28 protein-coding genes and 2 pseudogenes are annotated in these 23,761 nt (G+C 58.9%); 13 read left to right on the top strand and 17 right to left on the bottom strand.

Annotated features, from left to right (window positions below; genetic code table 11):
- Positions 1-69 precede the first annotated feature (69 nt).
- Positions 70-1,185 carry a Fic family protein gene (locus tag AC0L16_RS10510; RefSeq protein WP_473620637.1) on the top strand — a complete coding sequence of 372 codons (1,116 nt, stop codon included), beginning with the start codon at positions 70-72 and terminating at the stop codon, positions 1,183-1,185.
- 75 nt (positions 1,186-1,260) lie between these two features.
- On the opposite strand, the gene AC0L16_RS10505 is transcribed toward AC0L16_RS10510, so the two are convergent.
- Both AC0L16_RS10505 and AC0L16_RS10500 read right to left on the bottom strand, forming a co-directional pair.
- Complete coding sequence (locus AC0L16_RS10505) at positions 1,261-1,617, bottom strand: hypothetical protein (RefSeq protein WP_473620635.1); 357 nt, start codon at positions 1,615-1,617, stop codon at positions 1,261-1,263.
- A gap of 88 nt (positions 1,618-1,705) precedes the next feature.
- Positions 1,706-2,128: a MerR family transcriptional regulator gene (locus AC0L16_RS10500; RefSeq protein WP_473533036.1), complete on the bottom strand. Its 423-nt coding sequence runs from the start codon at positions 2,126-2,128 to the stop codon at positions 1,706-1,708.
- Positions 2,129-2,198: 70 nt separating this feature from the next.
- Here AC0L16_RS10500 and AC0L16_RS10495 point away from each other — a divergent pair, with 70 nt between their 5' ends.
- Positions 2,199-4,445, top strand: a complete 2,247-nt coding sequence (locus tag AC0L16_RS10495) for a heavy metal translocating P-type ATPase (protein WP_473620634.1) — start codon at positions 2,199-2,201, stop codon at positions 4,443-4,445.
- A gap of 54 nt (positions 4,446-4,499) precedes the next feature.
- Positions 4,500-4,633, top strand: a pseudogene (locus AC0L16_RS10490) (EamA family transporter); the annotation flags it as partial.
- Between the two features lie 19 nt (positions 4,634-4,652).
- Here AC0L16_RS10490 and AC0L16_RS10485 read toward each other — a convergent pair.
- Positions 4,653-5,044: pseudogene (locus AC0L16_RS10485) on the bottom strand (transposase); the annotation flags it as partial.
- Between the two features lie 68 nt (positions 5,045-5,112).
- On the opposite strand from AC0L16_RS10485, the gene AC0L16_RS10480 reads away from it, so the two are divergent.
- The 5 genes from AC0L16_RS10480 to AC0L16_RS10460 all read left to right on the top strand — a co-directional run bounded on the left by AC0L16_RS10480 (position 5,113) and on the right by AC0L16_RS10460 (position 7,219).
- Positions 5,113-5,778, top strand: coding sequence for a hypothetical protein (locus tag AC0L16_RS10480; protein ID WP_473620632.1), 666 nt, complete (start codon positions 5,113-5,115; stop codon positions 5,776-5,778).
- Positions 5,779-5,967: 189 nt separating this feature from the next.
- Positions 5,968-6,099 (top strand): YHYH domain-containing protein, encoded by a 132-nt coding sequence (locus tag AC0L16_RS10475; RefSeq protein ID WP_367185466.1) that lies wholly within the window; start codon positions 5,968-5,970, stop codon positions 6,097-6,099.
- A gap of 11 nt (positions 6,100-6,110) precedes the next feature.
- Positions 6,111-6,386 (top strand): DUF5334 family protein, encoded by a 276-nt coding sequence (locus tag AC0L16_RS10470; RefSeq protein ID WP_254022756.1) that lies wholly within the window; start codon positions 6,111-6,113, stop codon positions 6,384-6,386.
- Positions 6,387-6,631: 245 nt separating this feature from the next.
- Positions 6,632-6,889 carry a hypothetical protein gene (locus AC0L16_RS10465; protein WP_473620631.1) on the top strand — a complete coding sequence of 86 codons (258 nt, stop codon included), beginning with the start codon at positions 6,632-6,634 and terminating at the stop codon, positions 6,887-6,889.
- Between the two features lie 93 nt (positions 6,890-6,982).
- Positions 6,983-7,219: a hypothetical protein gene (locus AC0L16_RS10460; RefSeq protein ID WP_473620629.1), complete on the top strand. Its 237-nt coding sequence runs from the start codon at positions 6,983-6,985 to the stop codon at positions 7,217-7,219.
- Positions 7,220-7,229: 10 nt separating this feature from the next.
- On the opposite strand, the gene AC0L16_RS10455 is transcribed toward AC0L16_RS10460, so the two are convergent.
- The 3 genes from AC0L16_RS10455 to AC0L16_RS10445 form a co-directional block, all read right to left on the bottom strand.
- Positions 7,230-7,460: a hypothetical protein gene (locus AC0L16_RS10455; protein WP_473496091.1), complete on the bottom strand. Its 231-nt coding sequence runs from the start codon at positions 7,458-7,460 to the stop codon at positions 7,230-7,232.
- 58 nt (positions 7,461-7,518) lie between these two features.
- Positions 7,519-8,361, bottom strand: a complete 843-nt coding sequence (locus AC0L16_RS10450) for an ATP-dependent DNA ligase (protein WP_473620689.1) — start codon at positions 8,359-8,361, stop codon at positions 7,519-7,521.
- Positions 8,362-9,428: 1,067 nt separating this feature from the next.
- Positions 9,429-9,542: a KTSC domain-containing protein gene (locus AC0L16_RS10445; protein WP_473620628.1), complete on the bottom strand. Its 114-nt coding sequence runs from the start codon at positions 9,540-9,542 to the stop codon at positions 9,429-9,431.
- A 407-nt stretch (positions 9,543-9,949) separates the two neighbouring features.
- On the opposite strand from AC0L16_RS10445, the gene AC0L16_RS10440 reads away from it, so the two are divergent.
- The 3 genes from AC0L16_RS10440 (at position 9,950) to AC0L16_RS10430 (ending at position 12,085) form a co-directional block, all read left to right on the top strand.
- Complete coding sequence (locus tag AC0L16_RS10440) at positions 9,950-10,681, top strand: thermonuclease family protein (RefSeq protein ID WP_473620687.1); 732 nt, start codon at positions 9,950-9,952, stop codon at positions 10,679-10,681.
- A gap of 247 nt (positions 10,682-10,928) precedes the next feature.
- On the top strand, positions 10,929-11,438 hold the full coding sequence (locus AC0L16_RS10435; protein WP_473620627.1) for a hypothetical protein: 510 nt from the start codon (positions 10,929-10,931) through the stop codon (positions 11,436-11,438).
- 242 nt (positions 11,439-11,680) lie between these two features.
- The gene (locus AC0L16_RS10430; protein WP_473620625.1) at positions 11,681-12,085 is read left to right on the top strand and encodes a hypothetical protein; all 405 of its coding nucleotides are present in this window, start codon (positions 11,681-11,683) and stop codon (positions 12,083-12,085) included.
- A 34-nt stretch (positions 12,086-12,119) separates the two neighbouring features.
- Here the strand turns inward: AC0L16_RS10430 and AC0L16_RS10425 are convergent, their stop codons facing one another.
- Positions 12,120-12,383, bottom strand: coding sequence for a hypothetical protein (locus tag AC0L16_RS10425; RefSeq protein WP_473620624.1), 264 nt, complete (start codon positions 12,381-12,383; stop codon positions 12,120-12,122).
- A 349-nt stretch (positions 12,384-12,732) separates the two neighbouring features.
- Here AC0L16_RS10425 and AC0L16_RS10420 point away from each other — a divergent pair, with 349 nt between their 5' ends.
- Entirely contained in the window at positions 12,733-13,128 is a 396-nt protein-coding gene (locus AC0L16_RS10420; RefSeq protein WP_473620623.1) for a hypothetical protein, read from the top strand.
- 15 nt (positions 13,129-13,143) lie between these two features.
- Here AC0L16_RS10420 and AC0L16_RS10415 read toward each other — a convergent pair whose 3' ends face one another.
- Positions 13,144-13,854 carry an SOS response-associated peptidase gene (locus AC0L16_RS10415; RefSeq protein ID WP_473620621.1) on the bottom strand — a complete coding sequence of 237 codons (711 nt, stop codon included), beginning with the start codon at positions 13,852-13,854 and terminating at the stop codon, positions 13,144-13,146.
- A 183-nt stretch (positions 13,855-14,037) separates the two neighbouring features.
- Between AC0L16_RS10415 and AC0L16_RS10410 the strand changes: the two genes are divergently transcribed.
- Entirely contained in the window at positions 14,038-14,628 is a 591-nt protein-coding gene (locus tag AC0L16_RS10410) for a DUF4145 domain-containing protein (RefSeq protein ID WP_473620620.1), read from the top strand.
- Between the two features lie 204 nt (positions 14,629-14,832).
- Here AC0L16_RS10410 and AC0L16_RS10405 read toward each other — a convergent pair whose 3' ends face one another.
- The 9 genes from AC0L16_RS10405 to nifB form a co-directional block, all read right to left on the bottom strand.
- Positions 14,833-15,471, bottom strand: a complete 639-nt coding sequence (locus AC0L16_RS10405; RefSeq protein WP_473620618.1) for a tyrosine-type recombinase/integrase — start codon at positions 15,469-15,471, stop codon at positions 14,833-14,835.
- 191 nt (positions 15,472-15,662) lie between these two features.
- Positions 15,663-16,010: a hypothetical protein gene (locus tag AC0L16_RS10400; protein ID WP_473620617.1), complete on the bottom strand. Its 348-nt coding sequence runs from the start codon at positions 16,008-16,010 to the stop codon at positions 15,663-15,665.
- Positions 16,011-16,252: 242 nt separating this feature from the next.
- Positions 16,253-18,157 carry an ABC transporter ATP-binding protein gene (locus AC0L16_RS10395; protein WP_473620616.1) on the bottom strand — a complete coding sequence of 635 codons (1,905 nt, stop codon included), beginning with the start codon at positions 18,155-18,157 and terminating at the stop codon, positions 16,253-16,255.
- Positions 18,157-20,019, bottom strand: a complete 1,863-nt coding sequence (locus AC0L16_RS10390; protein WP_473620614.1) for an ABC transporter ATP-binding protein — start codon at positions 20,017-20,019, stop codon at positions 18,157-18,159. Before AC0L16_RS10390 ends, AC0L16_RS10395 begins: the two co-directional genes overlap by 1 nt.
- 93 nt (positions 20,020-20,112) lie before the next feature.
- Entirely contained in the window at positions 20,113-20,997 is an 885-nt protein-coding gene (locus tag AC0L16_RS10385; RefSeq protein WP_473620613.1) for an SIR2 family NAD-dependent protein deacylase, read from the bottom strand.
- A 38-nt stretch (positions 20,998-21,035) separates the two neighbouring features.
- Entirely contained in the window at positions 21,036-21,248 is a 213-nt protein-coding gene (gene nifT / locus AC0L16_RS10380) for a putative nitrogen fixation protein NifT (protein WP_040594248.1), read from the bottom strand.
- The gene (locus AC0L16_RS10375; protein WP_065011137.1) at positions 21,245-21,565 is read right to left on the bottom strand and encodes a nitrogen fixation protein NifZ; all 321 of its coding nucleotides are present in this window, start codon (positions 21,563-21,565) and stop codon (positions 21,245-21,247) included. Before AC0L16_RS10375 ends, nifT begins: the two co-directional genes overlap by 4 nt.
- Before the next feature lie 89 nt (positions 21,566-21,654).
- On the bottom strand, positions 21,655-21,849 hold the full coding sequence (locus AC0L16_RS10370) for a 4Fe-4S dicluster domain-containing protein (protein ID WP_008878193.1): 195 nt from the start codon (positions 21,847-21,849) through the stop codon (positions 21,655-21,657).
- Between the two features lie 32 nt (positions 21,850-21,881).
- Complete coding sequence (nifB, locus tag AC0L16_RS10365) at positions 21,882-23,363, bottom strand: nitrogenase cofactor biosynthesis protein NifB (protein ID WP_473610076.1); 1,482 nt, start codon at positions 23,361-23,363, stop codon at positions 21,882-21,884.
- Positions 23,364-23,761 lie beyond the last annotated feature (398 nt).

Raw genomic sequence — 23,761 nt, 5'->3', positions numbered from 1 at the left:
GGCATAGAGAGGATTGCTATAGCTCATTATTGAAGGCACTATGAGTTATAGAAAGGTACGCTATAACTCGTGGTATGGAAATGGGAGCAGGCTGACTGGCCGCATTTTACCTACGATAAGGAAGAATTGGAACCGCTGGAAAGCGAATTCCTGCTCCGATCGGGTGAGTTCCTGGGTGTCTTTCGGCACGTCGGTTCTGACGATCGCGACCAGATACGCATCGATCTTATCAGTGAGGAGGCCTTGAAGACATCCGCGATTGAAGGGGAATACCTCAACCGCGAGAATCTGCAATCATCCCTGCGCCAGCAACTTGGGCTGGGCAGCGAGAACAGGCGCATTCCGCCTGCCGAGCGCGGCATCGCGGAAATGATGGCCGACGTGCATTTACATTTTGGCCATGCCCTCTCGCATCGCACTCTCTACGCTTGGCACAAGATGGTGATGTCGGGGGAACGGCGTATTGAGACCATTGGCAATTACCGCCAGCATGCCGATGTCATGCAGATCGTTTCCAATCGGCTGGATAAGCCCAAAGTGCATTTCGAGGCACCTCCCTCAGCGCGGGTCAAAGCCGAAATGGATGCTTTCACCGCTTGGTTCAACGATACCGCGCCTAAAGGTAAGACGCCGCTCCCGGCGTTGACGCGAGCCGGTATCGCGCACCTTTATTTCGAGAGCATCCACCCATTTGAGGATGGCAACGGCCGCATAGGCCGTGCCCTCTGCGAAAAGGCGCTTGCTCAAAGCTTGGGTGAACCAAGTCTCATCGCTTTGGCATACACGATCGAACGCCACCGCAAGGCCTACTACGACAACCTGCAGGCCAGCAATAAGAGCAACGCGGTAACAAATTGGCTGCTCTACTTTGCCAACACGATCCTTGAAGCGCAACGCGTAACGCTGGTCCGCGTCGAATTCTCCGTAGCTAAAGCCAAGTTTTACGAACGCTACCGAAACCAGTTCAACGAGCGGCAGGAAAAGGTCATCGCCCGAATGTTCCGCGAAGGCATCGACGGGCTCAAAGGAGGCCTCAGCGCCGAGAATTATATCGCCATCACTCAAGCATCGCGCGCGACGGCGACAAGAGATCTGCAAGACCTCGTTTCCAAGGGCGCGATGATTAGAACTGGCGAACGGCGACACACGCGTTACGCCCTGAACATTCTGGATGACCGCAGGTAAACCGCAGCACAGATTTATTGCCACCTTACTCGCGCAGCGACACGTGCGAAGTTTTGAGCAAAAAGGTCTATGAATTCAGGATCGCGCTGGGCAAAGCCTGGGCACCAAGTCCGACTTAAACGGGTCCGTCTGCATTTCGCTGAGAATTTCAGGGCAACGGTTGCGGTCCCAGCGTGTTTTTATCTTCAAGTGTCGGCAATGTTCATGGCATTTCGGGCGACCGAAGCGATACGGCCAACGCATCGGCGGTGCCGCTCCGCCTTTTTCAAAATCACCTTCGGTCTGGCCCATCTGGTTTGTTACATGGGCAAAGCAAATCACGTCCTTGTGACGCGCCGATGCATAGGAATAGAGGGCCGCTGCTACCGATTCCGGACAATTGCCGGGTGCAAGCCGCACTTCAGCTCGTGGCTTAGCCGTGGTCAAAATCATCACCTCGCCGTGCAGTCGCGCCTCATGACCTGGATGGTGGCGGAAAGGCCGGCTCACGAATGATTAGATCGTTCGAGATCGGGTCCAGTCAGTGCCGGGCGTGTTCGCATTGGCTGTGATCGGCCAGCACCTCAATCACCCGGCATTCGCCGACCTTTCCGTGCCGGCAGCCTTCGACCATGAGTTCAAGTTCGGCCTTCAATGCCGTGAGGCTGCGTATCCGCTGAACGACGTCGGCCAGCCGCGCCTGGGCTATGGTGTCGGCCGTGGCGCAGGGCTGGCTGGGATTATCCTGCAACGTCAGCAGGGTGCGGATGGCTTCGATGCCGAACCCCAACTCGCGTGAATGGCGAATAAACGCCAGCCGGCGCAAATCGCTGGTTTCATAGTGCCGTCGATTTCCCTCGCTGCGGTTCGGCGCGGGCAGCAGGCCGATATGCTCATAGTAGCGGATGGTCGGCACTTTCACGCCGCTCTGTCGTGCCGCTTCGCCAATCGGGACACTGCGCATGATTTTTCGCTTGCTCCTCTAGTCGCTAGAGAATGTAGCGTGCCGCTGGAATGGTTCAAGGAGTGAGACGATGGCTGCAACCGCCGCACAAACTCGTTATCGCATTGAAGGCATGGATTGTGCCGGCTGCGCGACGAAAATCGATAGCGCGGTGCGCCGCATGCATGGAGTCCGGGATGTGAACGTCTCGGTCACTGCCGCCACCATGACCGTCAGGCACACTGCCGAAAGCGACCTCGCCGCGATCGAAAAGAAGGTGACGGGCCTCGGCTATTCTGTGGCTCAGCTCACGAGCGAAGCCGGACAGATTGCCAAGCCGGTCGGGCACGGCACCAAAGGCGGCCATGACCACGCTGGCCACGACCATGCTGGCCGCGACCATGCCGGCACAGCCAAAGATGACCACGACGACGTGGAGGGCTTGCATGGCCACGACCACACGCCGGCCACGGGGCCGTGGTGGAACAGCGCCAAAGGCCGGCTGAGCATCGCCAGCGGCGCCGCATTGGCCGCAGCTTTTGCGATTCACTATGTCTGGCCGGCCACCGGCGTCTGGCTTTTCATTGCCGCCATGCTGATCGGACTGGTGCCGATTGCACGGCGAGCCGTGATGGCCGCGCTCGCCGGCATTCCCTTCACCATCGAAATGCTGATGACCATCGCGGCGATCGGCGCCGTCATCATCGGTGCCGGCGAGGAAGCCGCCACCGTGGTCTTCCTGTTCCTCGTCGGAGAGTTGCTGGAAGGCGTGGCCGCCGGCAAGGCGCGCTCCAGCATCCAGGCGCTGACCACGCTGGTGCCCAAGACGGCATTCCTGGAGGAGAATGGCGCCACGCGCGAAGTTCCGGCCGAAGCCCTTGGGGTTGGCGCCGTCATTCTGGTGCGGCCGGGCGATCGCATTCCAGCCGACGGCAAGATCATCGAGGGCGAAAGCGCCATCGATGAATCGCCGGTGTCGGGGGAAAGCGTGCCGGTGCGCAAGGGCGTCGACGCGGACGTATTCGCCGGCACCATCAATGGCGACGGCGTGTTGCGCATAACCGTCACGGCTGCGGCGTCCGACAACACCATCGCCCGCATCGTCAAGCTGGTCGAGGAGGCCCAGGAAAGCAAGGCGCCGACGGAACGCTTCATCGACCGTTTCTCACGCTGGTATACGCCCGCCGTCGTCGCCGTGGGGGCTCTGGTGGCCGTCGTCCCGCCGCTGGCCTTCGGCGCCGACTGGAACGAATGGATCTACAAAGGCCTGGCGCTGCTGCTCATCGGCTGCCCCTGCGCGCTCGTCATATCGGTGCCGGCGGCAATCGCCGCCTCGCTCTCGGCCGGCGCCAGGCGTGGTCTTTTAATGAAAGGCGGCGCGGTGCTGGAAGGCTTGGGCAAGATCACCGCCGTGGCTTTGGACAAGACCGGGACGCTGACTGAAGGCAAGCCCGTGGTGACGGATGTCGTGGCCATCGGGATCAGCGAAAAAGAGGTGCTGTCGCTGGCCGCTGCACTCGAAACCGGATCGAGCCATCCGCTTGCCCTGGCTGTCCTGCGAAAGGCCAAGGCCGATCGCGTGCCGGTGCCGCCGGCGGCGGAGGCCAAGGCGCTCGGCGGCAAGGGCGTCGTCGGTCGCATTGGCGGTAAGAGCGTCTTCCTGGGCTCGCCGATCGCTGGAGGCGAGAAGGTCGCGCTGCCAGCCGAGCAGGCGGCCCGCATCGCCGAACTCAACGACCAGGGCAAGTCGGTGTCGGTGCTGCTGATCAACGATGTGCTGGCCGGTTTCATCGCCATGCGCGACGAGCCTCGGCCGGACGCGCAGGCCGGCCTCAAGGCGCTGACCGATGTTGGCATCAGGACTGTCATGCTGACTGGCGACAACCAGCGCACGGCGGCAGCAATCGGCAAGCACCTCGATATCGAGGTGCGCTCGGAACTGCTGCCCGAAGACAAGCAGCGCATTGTCGGCGAGTTGAAAGGGCAGGGGCTGACGGTCGCTAAGGTCGGCGACGGCATCAATGATGCGCCGGCGCTCGCCGCGGCCGACATCGGCATTGCCATGGGCGGCGGCACCGATGTCGCCCTGGAGACGGCAGATGCGGCGGTGCTGCATGGCCGCGTCGGCGATGTCGCGGCGATGATAAAACTGTCTCAGGCGACCATGGCCAACATCAAGCAGAACATCACCATGGCGTTGGGGCTGAAGGCGGTGTCCCTGGTGACGACCGTAGTCGGCATCACCGGCCTGTGGCCCGCCATTCTCGCCGACACAGGCGCGACGGTGTTGGTGACAGCCAACACCATGCGGCTGTTGCGCTGGAAAGGTGGGGTGTAGATTGCCGCCTTCTATGTCGTTTGGGACGGCTCGATGAGCAACAACCATTCGCATCGAAGCGGCGCTTATTATTCACCCGCGCCGTTTATCGGGGCATTTCTGGCGATTGCCCTTTTGGGTGAGCCGCTGACTGCCCGGCTGGTGCTGCCGGCGTGCTGATGGGGATAGGTCTCTTGCTGCATCTCGCAGCGAGCCGTGCCGGCGCTTCATGGCCATCCCCGACTGCCAGCGCCGCGACGTCAGCGAAGTAGGCCGCGACGTCACGCGAGCGGCGGAAGCGCGTCGGATCATCGATCGCAGTCATGAGCGAAAGCGCCGTCACCGGACCGACACCTGTGATAGCCATGAAGCGCAGGCACGGCTCACTATGCCCGACAATTTTCACGACGAGATCGTGCAGCCGGCAATACTGTTTCTACCGCGTCGCGCACCGCCAGCATCGCGTCCAACAGTTCGCTCGGCAGCGGATCGTCCGCCACCGCTTGGCGCACCGCCCGCTCGAACGCCCCGCGTCCGACCTTGCCCAAGCGGGTGCCGAACGACTTCAGCGAGTGCCGGATGGCGTTCTCTAAGTCGAGGAAGTTGGCTTTCAGATTGCGAGATACTTGGCCGATCTTTGGCCGGAGTTCGCCGATCGGCGGGACTCAGATAAGATGGGGCAGGAAGAATGAAGGGCGCTCCAAACATGGTCTCTGCAGAGCTTGTCGAAGCGCGCAAGTTTGCCAACAGGCTGCGCGAAAATCTGCCGGCTCGTATCGACGCTGCCGCTTTAGGGGTTTGGTCCAAAGCGCCATTCCAATTGCTGTGCGCACGCGAAGCGCTGATCTGGCGGAGCGAAGAGCTGGCGCGCAATGCATGCGATGCTCTTGGACGCGAGGACCTGAGCGTTGCCGCCCTTTTGACCCGAGCGCTCACCGAGAATGCTGCCCTGGTGTGGAAACTCTGGGAGATTCTCGATGCGCGGCATACCCATTCACCGCAAGACCTGAACGATCTGCTGATACGGCTGCTCGTGGGCTCACGTAAATGGCCGGATGGGCCACAGGCCATGCAAATCCTGAGCTGTATCGACCGCATGGACAAAGCCGTACCCGGGGTGCGTGCCAGCTACGAGAGCCTGAGTGAAATCGCACATCCGAATTGGTCCGGCGTCGCCGGATTATATTCTAAGCCCGACCCTCCACGGTATTTGACAGATTTCGGACGCGGATTGAGGGATACAAAGAGCACCGTCGACATGATCGCCAATGCGCTGCTTGGCTCGCTCGGCTTGGTTCGAACTTGCGTACAATCGAATATCCGAAGCCATGCCGGAATTCCTGGCGGAACTTGAATCCATTTGATCGAATGAACGCTCCAGGTCGCAAGCATGGATCACGAGCAAGCGCAGAAGTCCTACGGCACCGATCGAGCGCAACTCGTCTATGACCGTCGACGAGCCCGCCACACAGACCGCCTTTCCGTGATCTCTTGACTCTCGCCATGATTGAGCGCCGAATAGCCATCTACTTGGGAGGGCGGAATGAAATATCTGATTTTTCTTAGTGTTCTTTTTGGCGCCTATAGCGTTGCCCCGGCGTTCAGCCATGGCGGCGGAACAGACTCAAACGGCTGCCATACGAATCATAAAACTGGCCAATATCACTGCCATTAGGGCGGCTTACTATGATCAAATGTTTTGCGCTCGCAATCGGACTCGTTTTGGGCGCGTCCGATGCATATGCTTGGGATGGGACGGATACGACGACTGGCGAGTCTGTTGAGATTGGCAAGGGTAATCTTGTCAGGACGGGCAGGGACATCGAAATATTTGATAGTGGTGCTGGCGAATATCGAGACGTAACCGTCGAAAGTATCCGGCGACACGGATCGACAGTTGAAGTCGAGGTCTACGACAACGAAAGCGGCGAGTATCGGACTCTTGAAATGGAAGACGACTGATCTCGCTCATCAACTGCGCTGGCGCAGCGGGCCGCGATATCTTCTTGCCAGTTGTTGCCGGCCATCGGTTCAACGATTTATAGAAGCACCGTCGGCAATCACCGGCGAGCTAGTCGTCATGACGCCTGGAATCATGGAAGAACGCCCGTGCCATGATGAGAAGCGGCCGGCCCGTCTAGGTTCGTGATGATCGGCCGCAGGGAAGACTTGAAGCTCCGGCCGTGGCGCGACGGGAGCGACAGCAGATGACTGATTTGGCCGAAGAATTATTCATTGTCCCGGTCCCAGCATTGGTAGCGACTCTTCTATCTGCGGAACGGGAAAAGGGTGCGCCCCTAACGGAAAGAGAAGTCCTACAAATCAGAGATCAGGCTCCGTCCATCGCGACGCCCGCGCATGGCTATCGGGCAGTCATAGAAGCTCGGGGCTACGACGACATTGATCCTGATAACGTGTGGGATGAATGGCAGTTGGCGCGAAAATCGCTTGAGGCAGAGAACTAGCCTTGGGAAAATTCTCACGTCGCACCTTGCTGTGCGCGTAGGAATATGTTCCCCTAGAATGGTTGCGGCGATCCACTCAAAGGGAGAGCCAACATGGTCAGGCACAAACACCTCAAGCAGCTTTCAGAAGCCGACATCGAGCGTTTTCTGGCGGATGCCGAAAAGCTTCACAAAACAATCACCCGCCCACTCATATCGCCTAGCTGCGATCATCACAGGGCATTGGTGGCGCTGAACCAAACGCTGCTCCAGACAGTGAAGGAAGTGACTGGGAGGCCCGCGCCCTGGGTGCAGTGGCACTCGACAGGGCCGGCGCTGCCCCCTGCCTAGGCAGGCGACCCTATTGCGAACGCTCGACTGCAAATGTTGGGGCATCATCTCCCTTGCCTGCCTGGAGAAATTCAACGATGGCAAATAGAAGTTGCTCGGCCAAGGTCCTATTCATAGCCAACTCGATCGTGCCGGTGTCGGTCTCCAGTTCGAGGAGTCCGATCAAAGGCTCGGCTGATAGGAGTGTGGTGTCGACGTCGAGAAGTTTGTTGAATCCGGATTTACTGGGCTTGCGTTTCATAGGGCCTCCATTCTAGCGCCCGTCCCTTGCCTCACGCTAGGCGCTCGGACGGAGCGCATTAAATTCCTTCATCCCAAAAATCCTGCAGCGTGGCGTGCCGAAGGTCTTCCTCGCCCCTTAAATGCTTCACACGGGCCTTGATGCCCGGCTTGACCCATTGCGTTGCCGGCCGCTTTGGCATTTCCTTGGGCGGTGGCCCGGCATGTTCCTGGACGCGCTTCCACAGCCGCTCCCGCATCTCGCGATTGACGCTGACAAACGCGCTACCAACATATTTCCGGGTGCCTGGTTCTGCCATGAGTGCGAATGCCGGCTTACCCCGCTCACGTTCGACGCCAAGCAATTCGAACTCGCTTTCGGTGAAGGATTTTGTCTTCAACCAATTGGTAGTTGGGCCGCTGCGATATTTGCTGTCTCGACGCTTTGATACCATCCCCTCTAGGCCGGCCGCGTCGATCAGATGATAGATCGTGTTGGCTTCGCCCGGCATCGTCTCACTGAACTGGATGCGGCTGTCAGACCCTATAAGGCCGGCCAGGATTTCCCGCCGATCCTCAAGAGCCATGTCGCGCAAGTCATGGCCGTTGAGATGCAGCAGATCGAAGGCGACAAAATAGAGCTCATGTTGGCGCCTGGTGATGGCCTTGCGCAGTGCGGCAAAATCCGAAAGGCCAGCCTCATTCAAGACGATGACTTCGCCGTCGATGATGGCGTTCTGTACGTTGAGACCTTTGGCTGCATCGACCAGATCGCGGTATTTGGAGGTCCAGTCGAGCCCGCGGCGGGTGAAAATCCGCGCACCGCCGGCGTCGATGATGATCTGCGAGCGGTAGCCGTCGAATTTGGCTTCATGCATCCAGTCATCGCCTTGGGGCGGCTTTGCTACCAAGGTAGGCATCATCGGCGGAATGAACTCGAGCCGGCCGACGCCGGTACTTACAATTTTACGCACTTATTCGATTCTAGGCACCAGACTTATATTAGCCAGAGTGAACGGAACGTGATTCCGCAGGGCTGCGGAAACGAAACATGCCGGCCAGCGTTCCCATTACGCGCGGGATCGATGGCCTCCGCTCGAAAAAGGCGGTGAAAGCAGGACCTATTTGCGTTGCGCCTACCGACCCAACGGCAGCTTTGACGCTGAGACAAGTTCGTCCTCGTTAGTGATACCGGCCGTATAATTTGCCAGGATCCGAGACGCGAGAGCCTCACGGAGATGTTCGGAGTCGCCCTCCCTCTTGAGCCGGTCGAACACGCGGCCCAGCGTAGCTACTTCGGATGTACTGAAGACGCCAGCTTCCTTAGCTTTTCGATAAATCGGCATACCACCCCCTTCGGCTAAAACATTCTGCGCAAATAATACGATTCAGGACATCTCGGACAACAAAAAAGCCCGCCGCACCTTTCGGCACCGCGGGCGAGACTTCTCAGTCGTTCACCAGGCACAGGGGTGTGGGCGGGGGTAGTGTGCCCGGTGAACCGAAAACCTATGCACGCCGTCAGGACGCGTCTACCAACCGGCGGTTGGAAGTATCGAGTGCTAGGTAGAGGAGCGTAGCAGCCCCTCCTCCTTGGCAGCAGCCTCGTTCCTTACGTCGTCGGGCGTGAGCGCACATATGCGCGGCCCTACTGATGCCGCGCGAGCCGGTGCATGGGCGCGTTTGCTTCGGCCAGACTAGCCAGCGCTTGCTCGACTTTTTGAGCCGAGGCGTCAGTGCGCTTGATGTGCCGGATCATTTCCTGCCTCAACCGCGCGAGCCTTTCCGCGCGATATACATCGCCGTATCTCGCAGTTTCAAGGTGGAGGGTCGCGAGCCTCATGGGCGACGATTCCGATTGTCTAGCAGTAGGAATTCGCGAATCCGCCTTTCGTTCCGATGTCCGACCTTGCCCTCGCAAAGGCTGGCCGGACGGCCGCGACGACTGAGCCGCATCCCTGCCAAAAGAGAGATCGTCCGCTGATGCTGCTCAGTCGACCGCGGCTCCAACCAGACGGTAGCGGAAGTGATTGCGGATGTGTTCGTTGAAGAAGCGGCCCTTGGCAAAGGCGGCTTTGAACGCGGCGAAGATCTCCGGCGGCACGTCCTCAAACTCCTACCGTTTGCCGCTGGCGGCCAACCACACCGAGAGGATTCTGCTGTCCGGATCGTATTCCGTTTTGCGTATCGGGGTGGATGGCATGACGGCGGCTCGACCAAAAGACGTCAACGATCGGGTGGGCCGTCGCGTTCCTTTTTGAGGCAAGGCCCAGGAAGGTGGTCCCGGCGACCACGAGGTCAATGGCTTCATGACCACGAAGCCGAACGCTCTTGCCACGGACCTGTTCGCGCGACCGTGAAGGCCGCCCACTGGACTCTCCGGAGCAAAGAACGCATTGTTCCCGAGGGAGCGGGGACTTGGACAAATCTCGATATAGTAATCGGTCTGGCCAGTGGAGGAAGCGCGCTGGCTTAAGGCGGTATGGTGCGCGACGGCTCTCGGGCGTGCCGATGCGGCTGGTGTATGTGACCATCGCAGCATTGACCGCATTGGCGACATCGTACTTCCTGCAGCACATCGACAGTTTTCAAGAAGCCGTGTCGAAATGGGTCGGTCCGGCTCCCGCTCCGATAGCGGGTGTTGCTTCAGTAATCGACGGCGACACGATCGAATTCCGCGGACAGCGTATTCGTTTCAGTGGAATCGACGCCCCGGAGGCCGCGCAACAGTGCGATGACGCCAAAGGCTTCCGCTACCAGTGCGGTGCGAAGTCCGCCGCCGCCCTTGACACCTTCCTGGCAGCCTCGAGGCCGGTCCGGTGCACTTTTGTCGCTTGGGACAGCTACGGCCGCTTTGTTGCCGACTGCTCGCGGGCCGACGGGAAAAGCGTTGCCTCGTGGCTGGTGGAGAACGGCCAGGCGCTCGACTGGCCCCGTTACAGCCAAGGCGGCTATGCAGGGCAGCAGGCGAAGGCCAAGGCGGCGAAGGTCGGTCTTTGGGCTGGCGAGTTCGAGGCGCCATGGGATTGGCGCGCTGAGCAAGCGGACCATGCCCGACCGGCCGTCAGCCAGCCTCTCGGCATCATCAGCCGACAGGTAGTGCAAAGTTACTCGTGCCAGCCGCGGCGGACTTGCTCGCGAATCAGCTCATGCGATGAAGCGCAGTGGTATCTCAGCAATTGTCCGTGGGGTGGCAGGCTGGACCGCGATGGCGACGGAAGGGCATGCGAGACGCTGTGTTAGAGGCAGCCAACTGTTATGCAAGTGCATCTTGCTTATCCGGCGCTGGCAGGCTGACATCCAAACATCTCCCACCGGGCAGGCTCTCGCGTCTGACGGTCGTCCCGCTCGGGCCTGTGTGGTGGAACTAAAGGGGGCACGGGGGGTCTTCGCGCGAGCCAGTTATCCAATCACCCGCTCAGAAATTTCTACTAAACATTTGGCCCCAGAGTTCCCTTATAGTGCTGCATGATTGAAAGGAGGGCAGGACGTGGCTGGCTACGATGTTAGCATGCATTGGCAGCAACTCGTGTTGGTTCCATTCGGTGAGTTGCTTAAGGCTGAGGAGCGTCTCACCGAAGAGCCCGATGGATTCAATGTTATGCGCAACGGGATCACTGCGGCGTTCTTCATCTACCATTTCCATGAGGTCGCTTGGGCTCGGAAACAATTTGGCGGTGATAGTCTCGCTCAAGTAAGGGCGCATATCGAGAAGGCCGCAAGGACGAACCACAACGACAGTCGCGTTGAAGACCACGAACTGCTTGGTGACGTGGTGAATGCGGTCAAACATGGCTTTCTAAACAAGACCAAACTGCTCTTGGCCGGAGACAACAGAGTGCTGCTAATTTCGCCCGGTCGTGTCATGACCTACAACGAAGAAGCGCGAGGCGGAGACATGATGGTTGTTGTCGAGACCGAAGGCGGCGACCGCTCGCTTGCCGTCGTATGCCAGAACGTCATCAACGGCTGGCATCACACGCTCGGTTTGCCCGTATGACGGAGGCACCAAAGCTGACACCGCTGCAGGTACGAACCATTCGTTGCCTTGACGGCCTACATTACTCATTTGAACTGTTGGATTTCTATTACCGAGACCTACACTCGATCTGCTCGAAAATTCCGAGCGGAAGCTCGAACGTTGTCCCGGCATTGGCTCACTGCTGGGGTTTTGTGGACACCCTTCACAGGATCAGATCGATCGCGCTAGCAGTGCCCTCGCTTAACCAGAAGCACCCAGAAATGAGGGCCTTTCTCACAGCCACTCAGCTTTCAGAGACCTTCCGCCACTATATGCAGCATCTTAGCGGCGAGCTTTCGAAGGACCCGCCGAATACGTTTCCTGTCTGGGGCTCTCTTGCTTGGGTGGACAACCTTGATGACCAGATGTCGCACTTGGTGATGTTCGGCGCGGTAATCGGCAACACCACCTTTACAGGCTGTGTCTACGACACGTGGAACAATGCATGGGTCAGCAAAGTCTGCCTTACGGCGGAGGATAGGTCATTCAATTTTGATCCGATCTTCGAAGCTGCAATGCGTTTCAAGGGCTTCGTATTGCCATTCGTTGTTGAAAGGGGAGCTGCCGCCGTCGAGTATCATGAGAAACTCCCCATGATGACCATGACGATGTCACGCGGGAGTTAATCGGCGGCTCGAACAGCAGAGTGCTTGGGCGAGTTCACTGCATGTCCGGCACGTCACCGCCCACAAAGAGCGTCGTGGGCTCGCCGTATTCACCAAGCGAAGGGTTGGCATCGCGAGACCACGCAATGACCCCAGCATGTTTCCCCGCCAAACCCTTCGCGGTTCTTATCGCCCGCTCTTCCGTCTGCTGCTCGGCAGGCCCAAAGACGGGCTGAAGGTCGCCGGTCTCATCGCGATCGAAGGCGGTGACGACTATCAGCTTGGGGGCCTTCTGCTGGGGAAGAATGTTGTCTGACATGTTGATGCCTTTCTCAGCCGGCAGATGAAATATTTGTTACCGACCAGCACGCTTCACATGCTTCGGCAGGTTGCGCCTCGGGCCTGGTGAGAACTTTGAATCTAGTCCCTTGCGTGCCTCAGCCTTGTACGGGAACATTTCCACCATTTGGTCGGTGCAGCGGGCCAACATTTGGGTTGCTACCTCAAGGAAAATCGTGAGGTATCCCAGATCGACTTCGTTCATAATACTCGTACCCCTCCCATTCGGCTCAAGCAGGTAAAAAGAGAATGTCAGCACATGGGTGTGTTGCGAGAGGGTGTAGTTCCCACACGAGAAGCCTGTCTACTTCGATGAGCGAAATCAGGACATGGTGCTCGGCAACCGCCGAAGGGGAGAGCAAGGAAAGGGCTTACGAGCCCTAACGTACGCTGCGTTCACTATTGGACTGCAAACAGCTATCGCAGCGTTGGATAAGTCTCCCATAGGTTTTGTTGTGCTTGATTCGCCGTTGGTAACGTTCAGAGAGGCCGACAACGAAGATGTAGAACTTTCCTCTGATCAGAAAGTCGCGATAAAACAGGCTTTCTACAGCGATCTCGCAGCGCGCGCGGGTGATCTGCAAATAATCGTTCTAGAGAACGAGGACCCAGACGAGGCGATCCGGCCAAACATAGCGACGCACTTCTTCTCCAAGCAGCCTTCAAAGGGGCGCTACGGCTTTTTTCCGCGCCAAAGCGTCGCTGAACCGTCTAAGGAAGTGTAACTTATCTGAACCAGCCTAGAGCAAGCGTAACTGGTCGCCGGGAGTTGAGCCCAGCGGAAACTTGATTTGCGTGGCGGGCTTGTCGACGATCACAAGGGCGTCGTCAGGCGCTGTGCGCTGTAAGCCCTTCGCTTCCGACCAAGGCGCGGCAAGCCACGTTTCGGTCTCTTGTTGCGTCGTCAAGATGACCGGCATGGCCTTCTCGTGGATCGGCTTGATGAGGGTGTTTGGTTCGGTGGTCATGAAGCCGTAAACTTCGTGATCGCCGGGGCCGTCCTTGACCCTCCGGACCCCATGCCAAGGCGTCCAAAGGCCGGCGAAAAAGAACAGCGGACGTTCCTCGTTCAAGGCGAACCAATAATTCCGCTGAATGCCCGTCTCGGGGTCCTTATCGTCCTCCTTGGGACTGGGCTCTGCAAAGCTCGTCACGGGCACCACGCAGCGATGCTCTACGCCGAGATACTGTTGCCAATGGGAGTATTGGGGCTTGCGGATGTTGGTAGTGCCACAGTCGGCTTTGCCTTTGACTCGCTCGGCTGGGGTTGGCATTCCCCAAAGGAGGTTGGCTACCTCTCGGCTCCCATCCAAAGCGTTGCGGACCACGGGTCCGGGGCGATTAGGGTAGATGTCAATGGATGGCTCAAGGTTGCCCAAAATGTCCCGCAAGGTGCCGGTCCATTGGCGGATGGCCTCTTGTGAGGTTGTGAGATTGTAGAGGTTGCACATAGGGGTAGGATGCCCCGGCCAAGCATCGCAATCCAGACATAAAATGACCCAAGGACCGGATGCTAGTGGTCTGAAGATGCCTGCATCTTGGACACCTCTCCAAGTGGTCTTCTGGTGAGTGGTTAAACTGGTACAAGGCGACTAAAGAATTTTATGGGTGGGATGATGCCAACGGATTTAGAAATGCTCGGATTTTTGGATTTGACTAAAGAGCAGGAAGAAGAAGTAGAATATTATCTGCATAAACTTAAAGAACTAGAAGACCATAAGGCCAAGCTTGATAAGGAACTAGCAGGTCAAGTTGAAGAATTTGGAGTTTTGATCGAAGCTACCATGCGTCAAGGTCCCCATGGGGTGGTTCTCGTGTACTCGCAATCCGTCGACAATGAGCTAACGAAGCTTGTTCAAGCCAATATGCCAGCCCTCGATAGAGATGCAAAGAAGGCCCTCTTCTCGGGGACTGGGGGGCTTGCGACCTTCAGTGCGAGAATTGATCTTGCGAAGGCGCTGGGGCTGATTGAGCCCAAGCTCGCTAAGGAGCTTCACAAGCTGCGCAAATTTCGGAACATGTTCGCCCACTCCGGTACGGTTCTGGATTTCGACGACAAGGTAGTCATCGATATGTGTGAAGGCTTTGAGGGCGCGTATGATGAGTTCCGCAGCCTCGGTCCGAAGGGGATGTTCTCGTGGGTGATAGGCCACCTTTTGTCAGAACTGGGTCTGGACAAAGCGAAGCCTGGGTTACCCAAGGCTCCGCATAGGGATGTCAGCTAAGATTGTCGTGGAAGGCGATGAGGCGCTTGCCGCAGTCAGTCTTCTAGGTCAGTTTGGTTATGCTGACTGGTCGCTAAGCTGGAGGCCATGGGCCTTCAGCATCGCTTCAGTTGCCGCCTTAAGCCGCGCCTCTTCGCCACCGTATTTGTCGCCAGCGCCGCCCCCTGAGTGGCCCATGATCAACCGTTTGAGCTTCTCGGGCACCTAAGCGATGACCAGCAAGTCCTCCATTCGGTGGCGTAGCGAGTGGGTGGTGACCTTCTTGTCCGTCACGGCGGCTCTAACGTGCTTGCCAAGCGCCGCCGAGGCTTTGTCGCCACCGCCTTCATGACCGTAACGGGCGAACAGCATCTTGCTGTCACCAGCCGCTTTCACAGCCTCCCGCGCTGCCTGGAGGGCGTCACCCACGAGCGGGACCTTCCGGCGAGAGACTTCGGTCTTAACCCGGCGCTCGTCATGCCACTCGACGTCGATGTGTGGGTACTGGACCTCTAGCATAACGTCGCTGACCCGAAGTCCGGTGATCTCGGATAGACGGCAGCCGGTGTCCTCTAGGAGTCGCCAAATCTGTTGGAGATCAGCGGCGGCGCGGTCAAGCACCCGCTCCCGCGTCGCGGCCAATTGCTCGGGGGTGAAGGGGAGCCTCTTCCGTTTGTCCGGCTCCCGACTGCTGTCGGCAACGTCGAGCTTCTCAAATTGGTTCTTGGTGCCCGTTAGGTCGAACTCGCGAATGCCATGGGCAACGATGGCGCGCACGACGTTGAGGTAGCGATCCACAGTCGCCGCCGTTGGGATTTCCTTCAACATGGCGTTAGCCACGGCTCTGGCATCGGCGCGCTTCATTTCCGCCAGCACCGGGTCATAGCCGAGGGCGGACTTAACATGCCCTACGACGCGGTCGGCTTGTTGCTCGTCCCGCTTCTTCGATTTCTCAGAAGGATTAGTCTTGGTGAAGCGGGCTTTCAGATAGAGCCGCTTGGCATCCTCTAGGGTGGGCGAGGGACCCTTAGGGGCGCTTGGCGAGGTCAGTAGCGTCAGTAGTGCCCGGTCCTCGCTGGAGACGCCAACGGGTGGTCGGTCTGTTCGTCCCTCGGGTACCCTTTGACGATACCCTCGGCCACGACATCGCGGGCAATCCATTCGTCTAGTTCGTCCGCGTCATCGGGGTCGCCGCTGCCGTTCGCACGATACGGGTTGAAGCCAAGGTCCCGAAGTCGCTTAGTCGCTTGGTCGAACAGTTCGCGCGCTGTGAGCTTCGCTGCCGGCGCCTTCACCCCATGTAATTCGTCCCATGCTTTGGCGAAGATTTGCTCTGCCTCGGCGTGGGTGGCGTCGTACTGCTTGCGCACCTCGGCATCGGTCTTGCCTAGGCGAAAGACCATTTCTGTCTTGCTAGGATGCCTTGAAGTGCCTTGGGAACCTTCCTTCGATAGACCTTACGATTGCCGCGCGGCTGGACGTGCTCCAGTGCCATTTTCATCCTCGGTGTACCCCTCGGTGTACCCCTCGGTGTACCTTTTGGTGTACCTCGGGGGACGTTGAAACCCTTGAATTCGTTGATTTCTGGGGATTGTCGGGTGGAAACTGGTGCCCCCGGACGGTCAGATACTGCTCGCATGGAGCATCAGGTACGAGAGGCGGCTTGTCCGGTCCGATCGGCTTCCTCTTCGGGAATGTCGTCGAATGACGAGTAGTTCAGATTGTAGAGTTTGGAATAGAGCCCGCCCATAGCCATCAGTTTGTCATGGTTGCCGGTCTCAATAACCTGGCCGTTCTGAAGCATGATGATGCGATCGGCACCACGGATTGTGGCGAGACGGTGGGCGATGACAAGCCCGGTGCGGCCTTCCAGGAGTTTTCTGAGAGCTTTCTGGATGAGCATTTCCGTGTGGCTGTCGATGTTGGCGGTGGCCTCGTCAAGAACAAGGATCTTGGCGTCGGCGACGAGAGCGCGGGCGAAACTGACAAGCTGGCGCTGGCCGAGAGAAAGGTTGCCGCCGCGTTCGCCGAGTTGGGTTTCATACCTGTCGGAAAGTCTCATGATGAAGTCGTGGGCGCCGACCACCTTGGCGGCCTCGATCACCTTCTCCCGCGTGGCTTCCGTCTTGTGGTAGCGGATATTCTCAAAAACCGTCCCGGTGAACAGAAACGGCTCCTGCAGCACCATAGCGATCTGAGCGCCGAGCGATTCCTGGGTGAGATCGCGCACATCATGTCCGCCAACCAGCACTTGGCCTTGCTGAACATCATAGAAGCGGTGGACGAGGGCCATCGCGCTCGATTTACCAGAGCCGGTCGGCCCGACCAAGGCGACCGTCTCGCCGGGATTGACCCGGAAAGAGACGTTTTTCAGCACCGGCTGTTTGGGATCGTACCCGAACGTGACGCTCCTGAACTCGACCGAGCCGTCCATTTCGGGCGCAAGGATCCTGGCATCCGGTTTGTCCTGGACCTCGATCCTGACGTCGAGCACATCGGTCAGGCGCTTGCCGGAGGCCATTGCGCGCTGCATGACGGAATATTGCAGAGTAAGTGAGCGAATTGGGTCAAAGAAGCGTTGGATATAGAACATGTAGGCAACCAATACGCCCACATCGACGCGGCCATTCATGATCATGGAGCCGCCGACCACAATGACGACAGCCATGGCGAGGCCGGTGAGGCCATCGACGATCGGGACCATGACCTGTGCATATTTGGCAGCGGTCAGGTGGGTCGTGAGGTCGGCATGTGCCTTGTCGTCATACAATACGAAGTTGACATACTGGCGGTCCATGGACTGGACGGTTCGGACGCCTTGAATCGCTTCGGCCAATGCGCCGTTGACGACTGAATTGGTCTCTTGTGCAGCCATGAAGGCCTCGCGGGCACGCGGCAGCCACACGATGCGGATAATCAACAGGGCCGGCAAGACCGAGAGCGTCAGAAAGCCGAGGTTGAAGTTGACCGACAGCATTACGAAGATGATGCCGAAGAGAAGCGCAATGTCGCCTACGGAGTAGATCGAGTTTTCGAGAAATTCGTGGATAGAGTTGACGTCGCCCTGAAGGCGAGACATCAGGCGTCCTACCTCGGTCTTGTCCATGAAGGAGAGCGATACCTTCTGCAGATGGGCAAACATGGCGCGGCGGATGTCGAAGAGGACGTTCTCGGCCATTTTCCCCACCACGGTTTCTTGCGCGTAGGCGGCGCCGAAATTAACCAGAATGGCAAGCCCAAACGCGACGGCGGCCTCAAGCAGGGCGGAGGCATCAGCGCCTGCCGGAGTTATGGCGTGGTCGATCGCGTAGCGGATGATCAGCGGGATGAGAAGCTGCGTGCCAGTGAAAATCAGCAATGCGGCAAGCGAGACGACCGCCATGGCTCGGTAGGGACGAACGAAGGCCCATATGCGGCGAATGATGTTCTTGTCGAAAGCCCGGCCAAAGATCTCCTCCTCGATGCGATGGGACCCGACGACCGCGCGCGGAGGGCGTCTACCGCTATCATTCGGTTCGATTTCGAGTTCGTTGGCGTGCCGCTTGGCCATCAGGGCGCGCCTCCAAACGTGGTCGCAATGTCATCTCCCGGGCGCAACTGAAGATCATAAAGGGCCTTATAGCGTCCTCGCTTGGCCAAAAGCTCTTGATGGGTGCCGCGTTCCACGATCTCGCCGTTGTCGACAAACAGAATCCGGTCGGCGTGCTTGAGTGAACTCAGCCGGTGGGCGATGATGATCGTCACCCTATCCTTGGCGAAACGCCGTATCGCCGCGCGGATGCGCTGCTCTGTGGCGGCGTCGATCGCGGCCGTTGAGTCGTCGAAAACGACGATTGATGGGCGCAACATCATCGTGCGAGCTATGGTGAGACGCTGACGCTGGCCGCCCGAGAGAGAGGCGCCACGTTCGCCGACGACCGTCTTGTAGCCAGCAGGGAGGCCGAGAATGTAATTGTGCAACTGGGCGGATTCGCTAGCGCGCTCGATCGGCTGTTCCTTCGCCCAGGGGTCGCCATAAGCGATGTTGTTCTCGATCGTGGTTGTGAACAGGAATGCATCCTGCTGTACGACCGCGACCGCCTTGCGAAGCGATGCGAGGGTGACCCCGCGGATGTCCTGCCCGTCAAGCATGATGGTGCCACCAGTGACGTCGTAAAAGCGGGGGATCAGGTGAGCAATTGTCGACTTGCCAGAACCCGGCGGACCCACGATCGCGATCGTCTCGCCCATATGGGCGCAGAAGGTAATATTCTTTAGAATGACGCGGTTTCCGGTGCCGGGATATGCAAACGAGACATTGTCGAAGCGCAGAGTTCCTTCACCGATCTCGAGCGGTCTTGCACCGGAAGCATCCCCGATCGTGATGTCCTGGTCGAGCAGACTGAAGAGGCGCGAACCGCAAGTGTAAGCGCGGGCAAAGCCGTTGACCATCAGTCCGATCTGGCGGACGGGCATTTGCAGGATCGTCATGAACGTCAGGAACGTCGTGAGCGTTCCAACGCTGATCTCGCCGGCGATGAGTTTGTCGCAACCGACCCAGAGGACCAACCCCATGGCGACAAAGAAGGCGAGGGTCATTGCCGACGTATTGGGCACGTACACGTCAACCTGCTCGTGCGCGAGTTCGAGCGCGTTTGTCGAGGCGATGTCGAACTTCGCCATCTCATGAGCCTGTGCCGAAAACGCCCGGACAACTCGGATGCCCGCGAGATTTTCCTCCATCACGCGGCCCAGGACGGAAAGCCGTTCCTGCAGGTCGAGCCAGATGGCGCGTAGCTTAAGCTGGGTGACCGACGATCGCCAGGCTACGAAAGGCACGAAGCTCAGCGCGATCAAACCGAGCACCGGATCGGTTGAGATCATCATGCAGGCGCCTATCCCGATTAGCATGGTGAGCAGAAAGAACCTAACCAGGGCGGTGGAAAAATACATCCGCACGCCGTCGAGATCGAGGATGCCGAGGGTGATCAGGTCGCCTGAATGCACCCGGTCGTGAAAGGAAAAGCTCAGGCGCTGGACCTTGTCGTAACAAGCAAGCCGCAGTTCGTACGCGACGTGGTGCCCGACGGCTTCGGCAAAGTAGTTTTGCGCCATCGTAAAGAGGCCGCGTAGCGTACTCGCGCCGAGCAGCAGGAGAGCAGGAGTCCAGAGGGCTTGTTCTGCAGCCGTCACCGTGACACCGCCCCCGATGGCTAGTTGGGTCTGGTCGACAGCCCGGCCGAGAAGCTGGGGAATGAGCAACTGCAGGATTACGGCTACCATCGTCGAACCGATAGCTAACGCGACCTGCCACGGGTGCCTCAAATTCATGCGCGTAATGCGCAGTAGCGTGCTCAAGCCCCGGCCCCACCCGGCCGCTTTTACATGCGCGGACGATTTGAGAGAGGTCGTGCCAACAGCATCACTGCCCACCGAGTGCCCCCGACTGAATTTTGCGCCTTCGGAAGCGAGCCGGTCGACTCACATCAAAGACGTCCCTCCAAGTTGATCCTGGCCACCATCGGCTCAAGATGCTGATCCGGCGAGTTGCGCCACGGCTTCGCTCGCCGACATGTCGATCACCGTGATTCCGCTTGCCGCAAGGAAACGGGCTTCGTTTCTGGTCAGCGTTTGCCCGTCCATTATCGCGTAACGGGGGCCTGCTGAGCGCTTCATGATCTGCCTGGCGTAAGTGCGCAGCATCTGATCATTGAAGCGGCAGCCGACGAAGAAAAAACCCCGGTCGACGCGACGTTCCTTGACCACGTCAGGAATAGGCGTCTGTATATCGATTTCAGTCAGGGCTTCGACATAGTCGGAATCGGCGATGAGGAAATTTGCGGCCGGCCTAATACTGCCATGTGGCGCATAGAGAACCGTCTTCGTCGCTGCTCCAGCCTCGAGTTCCCTTCCCGACAAGTCGTAAGTTCTGGTCCAAATGTCGCCAACTTCGTTCGCCCGCGTAACGCCTTGTATCTCGACGACGTCGGTTCGGCCGGCCTCTGCCAGCGCCGCGCGCATGGCGCCTTCGTACCAGCTGTCGATGATGAGGGAGAGCGGGAGTTTTGCGAGCCAGGCGTGGAGGATGCTCGGCGCCGCCGGCCCCGCAAATATATCAGTCATCCAAGCTTGAAGTGTGCGGCGATGCCGGCGCTGTTCAATGAACTGCGCGACCGACCACATATTGGTGCGGATCTTCGAGGGGGCTGGCGCCCGCATGTTGAGTGCCTCGGCAACGGCTTCGGGGGTACACGGCACAGGCGGCTCAGCAGAGCTGAGCCGGAGGAGACCCGGACCGAGATACGGGATCACCTGATCGGAGACTAACGCTCGTCTGGCCAGCTCAAGCAGCTTTCGGGCAAAACTGTCCCTGACGACGACTAGGTGGCCCGAGGTCGGGATCGTGTTCATGCTCGTTTCCTCTTGATGCCTCTCATTGACGGGCGGCATCAGTCCCCGTCGGAAAGCTTCCTTGCCTCGACGGTGATCGGCAGACGCGTATGCGGCGGAAGATCGGGAAGGAGGAGCCGCCAGCCATTCCTGAGCGTTACGACCCCGCCCCACAGGTCCTGGTTCTCGAACTTGATAATCGGCTCCTCGAGATCCTTTTTCGGGACATACGCCGACAACCCGGCCTCGGTCCTGCGGATCATTACTTTCATGCGGCCGTTCCTTTATTGGCGTTTTCTTCGGCACTGCAGGGAGCGTCGGCTTTGTCGAGGCTCGTCAATTCACGCGCTCGCATGCCGACGACCGTCCCACGGTCGATCCATTCGACCGCGTAGATGAAGAACTGCTGTAGAAACGTGCCAATGTCGCGCACATAACCCTCTTCGCCCTTGCGCACGAGATTTTCGCCGATCTCCCTGCCAGGATAGGTGCCGTCATTCTTAATGTGGCGAGTGGCACGGACCCGCTCTCCCGGCTGAAATTGGGGAGGTCTGCGGATTTCCACCTCCTGTTCGCGTGCGAGCCGCATGGCGGTTCCTTGGTTCTCTGAGGCTAGTGTCATTGATGAGGCGCGCAGGCATTCCCCGGGGCAGCCAGTTGTGTGGGTACCCAGTGGACTCAGGCAGGAACGCAGGTCTTCGGCACAGGGCACACCGAAGCACATTGCTGCGTGTCGAAAGCTCCCTCGCATTCGGTGCACTTCTGCAGCTCGACCACGTAGCTCTCGCCTTTGAACTTGATCGCACCCGACGGGCATTCGAATTCGCAGGCGCCGCATTGTGTGCATTGGGATGCGATGATCTTGAAAGCCATTTTGATTCCTGATTCGAGTAAATGAGATAGGTTCAGGCCGTCGCGGCGAGTGCCTGGACGCCGGACTCGGCGGCGTAAATCGAGCTGATTGCCGTTTCGATGTAGTCATGGCCGTAAGCGTCGGTTGCTCGGATACCGGCGGCCGCGAGCTGATCCTTGGGGCAATCTCCAATTTTGACGCAAAGCACTATGTCTACGCCTTCCAGCGCAGCGATGACCCCGTCGAGAGTGGCCTTCTCGCCCCAACCCCCGAGGCAATACTGCTCAACCTTGCGGTGCCCGATAAAGTTGATCCCCATCGGCGAGGCTTCATACACCTGGAATTCCTTGGCATGGCCGAAGTGTTCGTTGACGCGGCCGCCGCCCTTAGTCGCCACCGCAACGAGGAGGGACTTGCCGGAGCTCGTTGTCTTGACCATTCCGATCGCTTCGCTCCTGGCTGCCAGGCGATCACGGCGCTCGTCCGTGACCAGCTCCCGATAGGCTTCGCGCTTGCCGGCATCGTAGGTGATCTCGCCGGGAATCTGGTCGAGTGTGAATTCCTGGCCACGATCCTCGCCCAGCAGGCCGACGGCATCTGCGCGGCACTGCCGGCAGTGGCGCATCAACTTGGCGCCGCCTTCAAGACGATCCTGAAGAGCCTTCATCTCCATTGCATTTGGGCCGCGCTGCCCGGTCAGTCCGTAGTGCGTTCCGTGCGCGGGGTCCGAAATCAGGGGCATGACGTTGTGCAGGAACGCGCCGCGCTGCTTGACCCACTCATTCACCTCAACCAGGTGCTGATCGTTCACGCCAGGGATCATCACCGAATTGATTTTAGTGAGGATGCCGCGCGCGCTCAGCATCTCCAAGCCAAGCATTTGCCTCTCGTGCAGAATCCTGGCGGCTTCGGTGCCGACGTAGCGGCGATGGTCGTAAAAGATCCAGGGATAGATCTTTGCGCCGACTTCCGGATCGACCATGTTGATCGTGATCGTCACGTGATCGACATTCATGTCGGCAAGCTCGTCGACGTGGTCCGGCAGCGCGAGCCCGTTCGTAGAGACGCAGAGCTTGACGTCGGGGATTTCCCTGACGACGCGTTCGAACGTTGCCTTCGTCTTCTCCCAGTCGTAGCAGGCGTCGCCCGGTCCGGCGATGCCAAGCACGGAAAGCTGCGGCACTTCGTTGGCGACCGCGATAACCTTGCGTACCGCCTGATCGGGCGTCAGCTTTTCCGAGACAACCCCGGGCCGGCTTTCGTTGGCGCAATCATATTTGCGATTGCAGTAGTTGCACTGGACATTGCAGGCCGGCGCGACGGCGACGTGCATGCGCGCGAAATAGTGGTGCGCCTCTTCTGAAAAGCACGGGTGATCCTTGATCTTGTCCCAGATGGCCGGGTCCACATCGTCCGGCCTTGTCGACGATCCGCAGGAGGAAGATGCACAGCCACCCGACTTGGCGCTCACCAGCAACTGGTCGGAGACCCTCGCGCCGGTCAGGCTCTCAACTGAAATCGCCGGTGCGGCCATTGAACGGCTCCGTTGCGGGTTAACGTCGCGGTCCGAAGCGCAAGAGCAATGCCAACTGAAAAGGTGGCGCTAGTTCACGAATTGGCTTTGCGCGTCGGATAGCATGGAGTTGCTCCGACATAGCTTTGTCGGACTTCTAACAGGACTATGTTAGAAGGTGAGGAAGACGACCCGGCCGGACATCAGTTCAAGATGGAAATCCCGCGTCGACCGCTCGGCCGTGAACGCCCTCGGCACAACTCCCGACCGGTCTTCCGACGAGGATGTCGGTCTCGGCGACGGCGAGCTCGTCCGCGGTGAAGTTGCCACTGCTCACTTGGGTCTGCATAGTTCCGATTCAGGAGAGTGGGGTGACTCCTTTCTACCATCGGCAAGACGTCGGCAAGGGCGGGTGATGA

Source organism: Mesorhizobium sp. WSM4848 (assembly GCF_055811375.1).
The sequence above is the reverse complement of the archived record's forward strand: the minus strand, read 5'-3'. Positions and strand labels throughout refer to the sequence as shown.